General features: G+C 62.6%; 7 protein-coding genes. 3 read left to right on the forward strand and 4 right to left on the reverse strand.

Annotated elements, in window-relative coordinates; translation table 11 throughout:
- Positions 1-15: 15 nt before the first annotated feature.
- Positions 16-393, forward strand: a complete 378-nt coding sequence (locus HMPREF2605_RS02965; protein WP_070846865.1) for a twin-arginine translocase TatA/TatE family subunit — start codon at positions 16-18, stop codon at positions 391-393.
- Between the two features lie 73 nt (positions 394-466).
- Here HMPREF2605_RS02965 and HMPREF2605_RS02970 read toward each other — a convergent pair whose 3' ends face one another.
- Genes HMPREF2605_RS02970 through HMPREF2605_RS02980 form a run of 3 tightly spaced genes read right to left on the reverse strand, consistent with a single transcriptional unit; the run spans position 467 to position 3,882 of the window.
- Entirely contained in the window at positions 467-1,669 is a 1,203-nt protein-coding gene (locus HMPREF2605_RS02970; RefSeq protein WP_070846866.1) for a P-loop NTPase, read from the reverse strand.
- The gene (locus HMPREF2605_RS02975) at positions 1,659-2,561 is read right to left on the reverse strand and encodes a DUF1003 domain-containing protein (protein WP_070846867.1); all 903 of its coding nucleotides are present in this window, start codon (positions 2,559-2,561) and stop codon (positions 1,659-1,661) included. The genes HMPREF2605_RS02970 and HMPREF2605_RS02975 overlap by 11 nt, the downstream gene beginning before the upstream one ends.
- Positions 2,554-3,882, reverse strand: a complete 1,329-nt coding sequence (locus HMPREF2605_RS02980) for a magnesium transporter MgtE N-terminal domain-containing protein (RefSeq protein ID WP_005508498.1) — start codon at positions 3,880-3,882, stop codon at positions 2,554-2,556. Before HMPREF2605_RS02980 ends, HMPREF2605_RS02975 begins: the two co-directional genes overlap by 8 nt.
- 130 nt (positions 3,883-4,012) lie before the next feature.
- Here HMPREF2605_RS02980 and HMPREF2605_RS02985 point away from each other — a divergent pair, with 130 nt between their 5' ends.
- On the forward strand, positions 4,013-4,984 hold the full coding sequence (locus HMPREF2605_RS02985; protein WP_070846868.1) for a hypothetical protein: 972 nt from the start codon (positions 4,013-4,015) through the stop codon (positions 4,982-4,984).
- 171 nt (positions 4,985-5,155) lie between these two features.
- On the opposite strand, the gene HMPREF2605_RS02990 is transcribed toward HMPREF2605_RS02985, so the two are convergent.
- Entirely contained in the window at positions 5,156-6,691 is a 1,536-nt protein-coding gene (locus tag HMPREF2605_RS02990; protein ID WP_070687483.1) for an aminopeptidase P family protein, read from the reverse strand.
- Between the two features lie 216 nt (positions 6,692-6,907).
- Between HMPREF2605_RS02990 and HMPREF2605_RS02995 the strand changes: the two genes are divergently transcribed.
- Positions 6,908-7,879: a PHP domain-containing protein gene (locus HMPREF2605_RS02995; RefSeq protein WP_080975582.1), complete on the forward strand. Its 972-nt coding sequence runs from the start codon at positions 6,908-6,910 to the stop codon at positions 7,877-7,879.
- Positions 7,880-7,985 lie beyond the last annotated feature (106 nt).

Here is a 7,985-nt window from a genome sequence, read left to right on the forward strand (position 1 = left end):
GATAATCTATATTCTGTGTTTGGTATTAGTGGCACCGAGTTTATTATTTTGGCCGTTATCACGTTCTTTGTGATCGGTCCCGAACGCATGCCCGAATACGCCCGACAGATCCGTGAATTCGTCAAGACTGTGCGCCGCATGGCGTTCGACGCGAAGGACGACTTCAAGGAGGCCCTGGGCGAGACGGGTCTGGAAGATATTAACTGGCGCCAGTACGACCCCCGCCAGTACGATCCGCGCGTGATTGTGAAGCAGGCGTTCGCAGAGGATGACGCCGAGCGTGAGCGTGAGGCGAAGGAACGTGAAGAGGCGCTGCTGAAGGAGAAGGAGAAGGCTGAGAGCCGTGCTCTTCCGCGAGGCGCATACGCCCCCTTCGACGTGGACGCCACCTAAGGTTTTGAAATGAAAGAACCCCGCACCGTGATGGTGCGGGGTTCTTTCTACATCAGCTTGTAGAGGCTTAAACCTAGACGAAGAGCGGCAGGCTCTGGCCCGCCCTCGACTCGCCGGACTGTAGCAGCTGCGAGGCGATGGACTGGATTTCTTCGGCGGTGGGGGAGTCCGGGTGACCCCAGACGACGGGCATACCTTCGTCGCCGCCGGTACGCAGGTTCACATCCAGCGGGACCGAGCCGAGCAACGGTACCGGGTAGGAGAGCGCCTCCGAAAGACGCTCAGCGAGCACCTGACCGCCGCCAGAACCGAACATGTCGAGCACGGTGCCGTCCGGCAGGGTCATTGCCGCCATGTTCTCGACCACGCCCACGACCTTCTGACCGGTCTGCAGGCTCAGGGTTCCGGCACGCTCCGCCACATCCACGGCGGCATGCTGCGGGGTGGAAATGAGCACGAGCTCCGCAATTGGCAGCAGCTGAGCCATGGAGATGGCAATATCGCCGGTGCCGGGAGGCAAATCGAGCAGCAGCACATCCAGGGCGCCAAAGTGCACGTCCATAATGAACTGCTCCAGGGCGCGGTGCAGCATGGGGCCGCGCCATGCCACCGGCTCGTTGCCCTTGAGGAACATGCCGATAGAAATCACGCGAATAAAGCCGCCGCTGACCTTCTGCTCACCCCAACGCTGGGCGGGGGTGGGAACGTCCACGGTCGGCGGAAGAATCAGGTCATCCAGGCGGGTCGGGGCGTCGGTAATACCCAGCAGACCCGGAATGGAGAAGCCGTGCACATCCGCGTCAATAATTCCCACCGCAAGCCCGCGCGAAGCGAACGCGGCGGCAAGATTCGCGGTCATGGAGGACTTACCCACACCGCCCTTACCGGACACCACACCGAACACGCGGGTCAGCGAACCGGGCGCGGTAAACGGGTTGGAACGCTCCGGCTTGAGCATCGAACGCAGAGCGGAACGCTGCTGCGGGTTCATCGCACCCACCTGCAGCTGCACACGCTCAATACCCTCAACGGTGGCGGCGGCGTCACGAACCTGCTGCTCGATGGTGTTCTTCAGCGGGCAACCCTCAATGGTGAGTAGCACCGTGACCTCAGCCCAGTGGCGGCCGGGAATCGGCTCACCGTGCTCATCCAGTTCAGGATGCACGAGCGCAGTCTCCACCATACCCAGCTCCGTAATGGGGCGGCGCAGTTCGGGATCCTCGACGCGGGCGAGCGCCGCGTAGAGCGCATCCTGCAGGGGCGAATTAGCGGTCACGGGCGTCTCCCTCACGGGTGCGCTCTGCCTGCTGCTGTGCCTGCTGGGATTCGCGGCTCTGAGGCTGGCTCAAATCGCCTCGGTGGGGATCCTGCGCGGAGTCCTTCGCGGGGCGTTCAGCCTTGTCAGGTGCCTGCTCGGTACCGTTCTCGGTGCCCTCAGCGTCCTGCTCCTCAGCGTCCTTTTCCTCGCCCTCGGAGGTATCGATATCGTCGATTGCCTCCTCCAGGTCCTCAATGTCCTCACTGATGTCCTGCAGCTGCTCGGCGTGACGCTCCTGCTCCTGCGCAATGTTCTGCAGTTCCTCAAGAATGTCACGCAGCTCGCTACGAACGAAGTCACGGGTCGCAACCTCACGCAGAGCAATACGCAGCGAAGCAATCTCGCGGGTCAGGTACTGGGTCTCCTCCAGGTTCTGCTGGTCACGCTTACGGTCCTCAGAGGCTACCACGCGGTCGCGGTCATCCTGACGGTTCTGCGCCAACAGCAGCAGGGGAGCGGCGTAAGAAGCCTGCAGGGACAGCATCAGGGTCAGCAGGGTGAAGTTCAGGCTACGCGGGTCGAACTGCATCTCCTCCGGCGCCAGGGAGTTCCACGCCAGCCACACGCCACAGAAAATGGTCATCCACATCAGGAACTGCGGGGTACCCATGTAGCGTGCGAAACCCTCGGTCATGCGGCCGAAAGCGTCCGGGTTGGGGCTCGAGAACAGCTTCGGCTTGCGGGTGCCGGGGGTGCTCAGCTGCGAGTCGCTACGCTGCGGGCGGGAGTCGCCGCGCTCGCGGTTGCGTTCAGCGTACTTTTTCTCCAGGCGGTCCTTGAGGATGCGCGCCTTATCGATGCGGGGGTTCTCTTCGGTACGGTTTGCGTCGCGGCGGTTCGATTCAGGCAAAGCGTCGTCCTACCTTTCGTACGGGAGTTCCATCATCGTAAGTGCGCCAGTCTTCGGGCAGGAGCGCATCGAGCACGTCGTCGATGGTCACTGCGCCTACCAGGCGGTGCGATTCGTTCACAATGGGAACGATGGTTAGGTCATAGGTCGCCAGCACGCGTGCCAGCTCTTCCAAACTTGCCTGGTCAGAGACAGGCTCAGTGTCGGTATCGAGGATGTGACCAATCGGCTCACTCGGCGGCACACGCAGCAGCTTCTGCATGTGCACCAGACCCAGGTACTTGCCGGTCGGCGTTTCCAGGGGCGGGCGGGTCACCATGACGGCAGCCGCCATCGCCGGAGGGATCTCCTCGGCGCGGATGTGCGCGAGCGCCTCCGCAACGGTCGCCTCCGGGGAGAGGATGATCGGCACGGGGTTCATGAGCGAACCGGCGGTACCTTCGTCGTATTCGAGCAGTCGACGCACGTCGTCTGCTTCGTCGGGTTCCATGAGCTCGAGCAGCTTTTCACGCTGGGCGTCGTCCAGTTCGATGAGCAGGTCGGCGGCGTCGTCCGGTTCCATCTCTTCGAGGACCTGCGCGGCACGCTCGTCGTCCAGGTGCGACAGAATCTGCACCTGGTCCTCGGCGGGCAGCTCCTGCAGAACGTCCGCGAGGCGTTCATCCTGCAGTTCGGCTGCGATTTCGACCATGCGCTTATCGCTCATCTCGTGGATGGCGTCCGCAAGGTCGGCGGGCTTGGAGTTCTCATGGTTCGCGACGAACGCGGTTGCCGCCTGCGGTTCCACGTCGGTGGAGAGCACCGCCTCGTCCCAGTCGACGATGAGGGTCTCCTTGGAGCGGCGGCGCCACGTGCTGGAGGAGGAGCTGACGCGGGAAACGAACAGCTCGGTCACGCCCCAGTCGCCGTTGCGGCGCTGCTCAATGGCGACGTCCTCAATGACGGCGTCGCCGCTGCCGTCGAGCAGGCGCACGCGGCGGTCAAAGAGCTCACCGACGATGAGAGTCTCAGAGTTGCGCTGTTCAAAGCGGCGCAGGTTCACCAGGCCGGTCGAAATGATCTGTGAAGCGTCGATACTTCGCACACGGGTCATGGGCATGAACACGCGCTTCTTGCCGAGCACCTCAACGATGATGCCGACAACAATGGGTTCGCTGCCCTTGGCGGGGCGGGCGCCTGCAATGGATGCGCCCAGGCCGCGTTTGAGCACGACGACATCTCGGAGACGGCCGAGGCGGTCACCGAAAGGGTCAAAAACGTCGAGGCCCAAAAGGCGGGCAATGTAAATCTTGCTGGGGGTGCTGAACTTCGAATTGCTCACCTCTCTAGGGTACGCCCCGCCGCGGGGATTCGCACTTTGAGAAGCCTAATTGAACAGGTGTTCGCTACGCCTGTAGAGGAGCTGACTGCCCACCGGGTCCAGGGTTAGGGCGGGCGGTAGAATAGGAGCCATGACTTCTAACCTGCCGAATATTCCCTCGACCCCGCCTTCTTCATATCTGGCCTCGCGCCTGGCGCAGGCTCAGGGCAAGCCCCTGCCCGCCGGTGAAGCGATCGCCTCCTTCGTTCGTCACGATGATGCGCTCGCCGCTTTTGACGTGCTCAGCGAGCAGGATTATCCGGTGACGGCGCTGTACCTGGTCAATGATGGTATCCGCCAGGTGGAGTACCCGGTACAGCCCGGTTACGGTCGTGCCCTGATTTCTGCGGCGATTCAGGGTGCGTCGATGGGCCTGGTGTTTTCGGTGCTGTTGACTCTGACCGGTGACTCTTTTACGTCGGTGGCGCTAAGGTACGTGCCGCTGTCGGTGGCTGTATTTGTGCTGTGGCAGATGTATATTCTTCGTCGTAATCGCGGTGTTCGCTACCCGATGCGTACCGAGGCGATTCCCTCGCGTACCGTGATGTACGCTCTGCCGGAGTACGCTCAGGATGCGCGCCGCGTGCTGGGTGCGCATCCTCGCTTCTCGGCGGCGGTTGCGGCTGCGCGGGCGGCGGCGGCCCCGGAGGCTTCGCAGGCGCGGGCGGCTCAGAGTACCGTTTCGATGAATGGTGCACCGGTTCCGACCGGTGCGCCGAAGGCACCCTCGTACCGTGCGCAGGCGGGTAGCCAGCCAGCGCCGAACCAGAACCTGCCCGAGCGTGATACTACTGCGCAGAACGCGATGGCTCAGAGCGCGGCGCAGAACATGCCCGCACAGCCCACTCAGCCCACTCAGTCTGCTCAGCCTTCCGAACAGGAACAGACAGGTACTGACCAGGCAACCGCTCAGAAGTCAGATACGCAGAAGCGCCCGGCACAGCGGTACGGTCTGCGAGTGGACGACCCGGAAGAATACGCGAAGCTGATTCAGCCCAAGCCGCAGCGTCCGACCCCGCGCCCACAGGGCCTGCACGATAAGCCCTCGCAGGACTCCGAATAACCGAACCTGCAACGGCGGTAGCCGCCCGTAGCAGCAGAAAATAAGCTAGGAAACAGGCATAGAAGAGCATATAGAAGACATGCGAAAGCCCCTCACCGAACGAATCGGTGAGGGGCTTTCGCTACGCATTGTCGTCAGACCGTACTAGCCGGTACATCCCGGCGGGAATGGTTACGCCTCCTTGGAGAGCTTCGCCATCCACTCCTCAATGCCCTCAACGGTGCGGGGCAGGGCAGCGGACATGTTCACGTTGCCGTCCTCGGTGCAGAGCACGTCGTCCTCCAGGCGGATACCGATACCGCGGTACTCCTCGGGAATGGACATGTCCTCTTCCTTGAAGTACAGCGCCGGCTCAATGGTGAAGACCATGCCCGGCTCCAGCTCAGCCCACATGTACAGTTCAGCCTTAGCCTGCGCGCAGTCGTGCACGTCCAGGCCCAGGTGGTGGCTGGTGCCGTGCGGCATCCAGCGGCGGTGCTGACCGCCCTCAATGGTGAGGGAAACCTCGGCAGAAACCGGCAGCAGGCCCCACTCTTCCAGACGGTGAGCCAGAACCTCCATCGCGGCGTCGTGAATCTCGTGGAACTTACGGCCCGGCTTAGCCACCTCGAACGCGGCGTCAGCTGCGTCCAGCACAGCGTTGTAGACCTTCGCCTGAACCTCGGTGAACTTACCGTTCACGGGGAAGGTGCGGGTCACGTCTGCGGTGTACAGGGTGTCGTCCTCAACGCCTGCGTCCAGCAGCAGCAGCTTGCCGTCATCGACGGTGCCGTTGTTACGGATCCAGTGCAGGATGGTTGCGTTGTTACCGCACGCTGCGATGGTGTCGTAGCCCAGGTCGTTACCGTCGGTACGTGCCACGGAGAAGAACGCGGTCTCAACGACGCGCTCGCCGCGGTGGTGCGCAACAGCCTTAGGCAGCTCGCGCACGACCTCTTCGAAGCCCTTGACGGTCAGGTCAACGGAACGCTGCAGGTTCTCAACCTCGATAGCGTCCTTGATCAGGCGAGCCTCGGAGAGAGCCACGGCAAGCTCGGAGTCCAGCTTGTCAGCCTGCTCCAGCTCCACGCCGGTGTTGTAGCGGGAGGTGTCAACCAGCGCGTCAACAGCCGGGTCAACGTTGCGGACCAGGCGGATGTTCACGCCGCCCAGGCCCTGGTTGCCGGCGTTCTTGGTGATAGCAACCTCAAGCTCGGACAGGTCGCGGGTACGCAGACCGTAACGCTCGGAGAACTCCTTCAGGGTGGGGCGGGGGCCAACCCAGAACTCGCCGTAACGTGCATCCGCGTAGAACTCTGCGGTGTCGCGGCCAGCCAGCGGGCGGAAGTACAGGGTTACTTCGTGGTTGGAACCGTTGTCGCCGGTGCCCTCTTCGACGGGCTCGAAGACCAGCACGGCGTCGGGCTCGTGGTCGATGCCCAGACCGGTCTGGTGCGCAAACGCCGAGTGGGGGCGGAAGCGGTAGTCGCAGTCGTTGGAGCGGACCTTCAGCGGGCCTGCGGGCAGGACGAGGCGCTCGCCGGGGAATGCCTTGGAGATCTTGGCGCGGCGCTCAGCTGCGTAGTCTGCTACGGGCTCGCGGGTGTAGCCGTCATCTTCGGCAGGTGCCCAGTTTGCGGCAATGAATTCGGTGAACGCAGACGCCTTGGGGGTGCTGCGGTGGTCAGTCTTCTGAGCTTCGGTGCTCTTCTCGTTGTTCTCAGTCATGGGTTAATCATATCGCCTTCACCACAGGTGGGCAGGTGTTTTAGCGCTTTTGACCATAAGAGAGGGTGCGGTGGGTCAGAATATATCTTTGACCTGCGACCGGGTGCCCGATATTGCGCCGCCGATATTGGTAGGGTTGAATCAGAAGAGTAGATGACATGCCTTAAAACCCCGCTGAGGTGGCGACGAACTAGCAGGGGCGGGGAAGGAGAGAATATGACGCACACAGAACACCGGAACAGTGCACCTCATGCGAAGCAGGCACCGCAGCCCGCTGAATTGGGCGCGCCTGAAAACCAGAACCCTGCCGGGCGCTACGACCTGCATATTCACTCCGCTATTTCTGACGGCACGCAGAGCCTGACTGAGCTGGTGCCGCTGATTGCTCGCACCGGGTTGGCGGGATTCGCGCTGACTGATCACGATACGACGGCTGGGTGGGCACAGGCGGCTCAGCTGGCGGATGAGCACGGTCTGGATTTTCTGCCGGGTGCCGAGTTCTCCTGCCGTTACCGTTACACCGACGGTGAGGGTCGCTCACGCACGAAGACCATTCACCTGCTCGCTTATGGTTTTGACCCGGTGGGTTCAGAGTTGGCGCGCCGTGTGGAGGCGATTCGCGCCAGCCGTAAGGGCCGCGCGCAGGCTATTGTGCAGCGTCTTGCCGCCGACTACCCGCTAACCTGGGACGACGTGTTGGCGCAGGTGGGGGAGGGGAACACGGCGGTGGGCCGCCCCCATATTGCCGATGCGCTGGTTGCCGCTGGCGTGGTTGCTGACCGTTCTGAGGCTTTCGCGAAGCTGCTGTACACGGGCAGCCCCTACTATGTGCCGCAGGACGCGCTGGACCCGCTGGAGGCGGTGCGTCTGGTGCGTGAGGCTGGGGGCGTGCCGGTGATTGCGCATCCGATGAGTACGATGCGTGGGCCTGCGTTGAGCCTGGAGTACCTGGGTTTGATGGTGGAGGCTGGTCTAGCGGGTGTGGAGGTGCACCACCGCGAGAACTCCGCGGAAGACCGGGCGCGCCTGCTGGAGTTTATTGAGCGTCAGCGTGCTGCGGGCCGTGAGGTGCTGGTGACGGGTTCGAGTGATTATCACGGCGCGGGTAAGCCGAATCTGCTGGGTGAGAATACGACGGATGCGGCGACGGTGGCGCGTATCCGCGAGCAGCTGGCGGCACAGCACTAAGACGCAAGTGTGGGGCGGGTTCCTAATCAAAGGAACCCGCCCCCCATTCTTTTGCTTTCACCTCATTGCATATTCCCTAAATCTCTACCTGAAGGTTAGGATTTTT

This window comes from Rothia sp. HMSC065C03, assembly GCF_001837295.1.
Taxonomy (GTDB): domain Bacteria; phylum Actinomycetota; class Actinomycetes; order Actinomycetales; family Micrococcaceae; genus Rothia.

Excerpts from the sequence above, each read along its gene's own strand:
- HMPREF2605_RS02985 (WP_070846868.1), top strand. The coding sequence starts at position 4,013 with ATGACTTCTAACCTGCCGAATATTCCCTCGACCCCGCCTTCTTCATAT.
- HMPREF2605_RS02990 (WP_070687483.1), bottom strand. The coding sequence starts at position 6,691 with ATGACTGAGAACAACGAGAAGAGCACCGAAGCTCAGAAGACTGACCAC.
- HMPREF2605_RS02995 (WP_080975582.1), top strand. The coding sequence starts at position 6,908 with ATGACGCACACAGAACACCGGAACAGTGCACCTCATGCGAAGCAGGCA.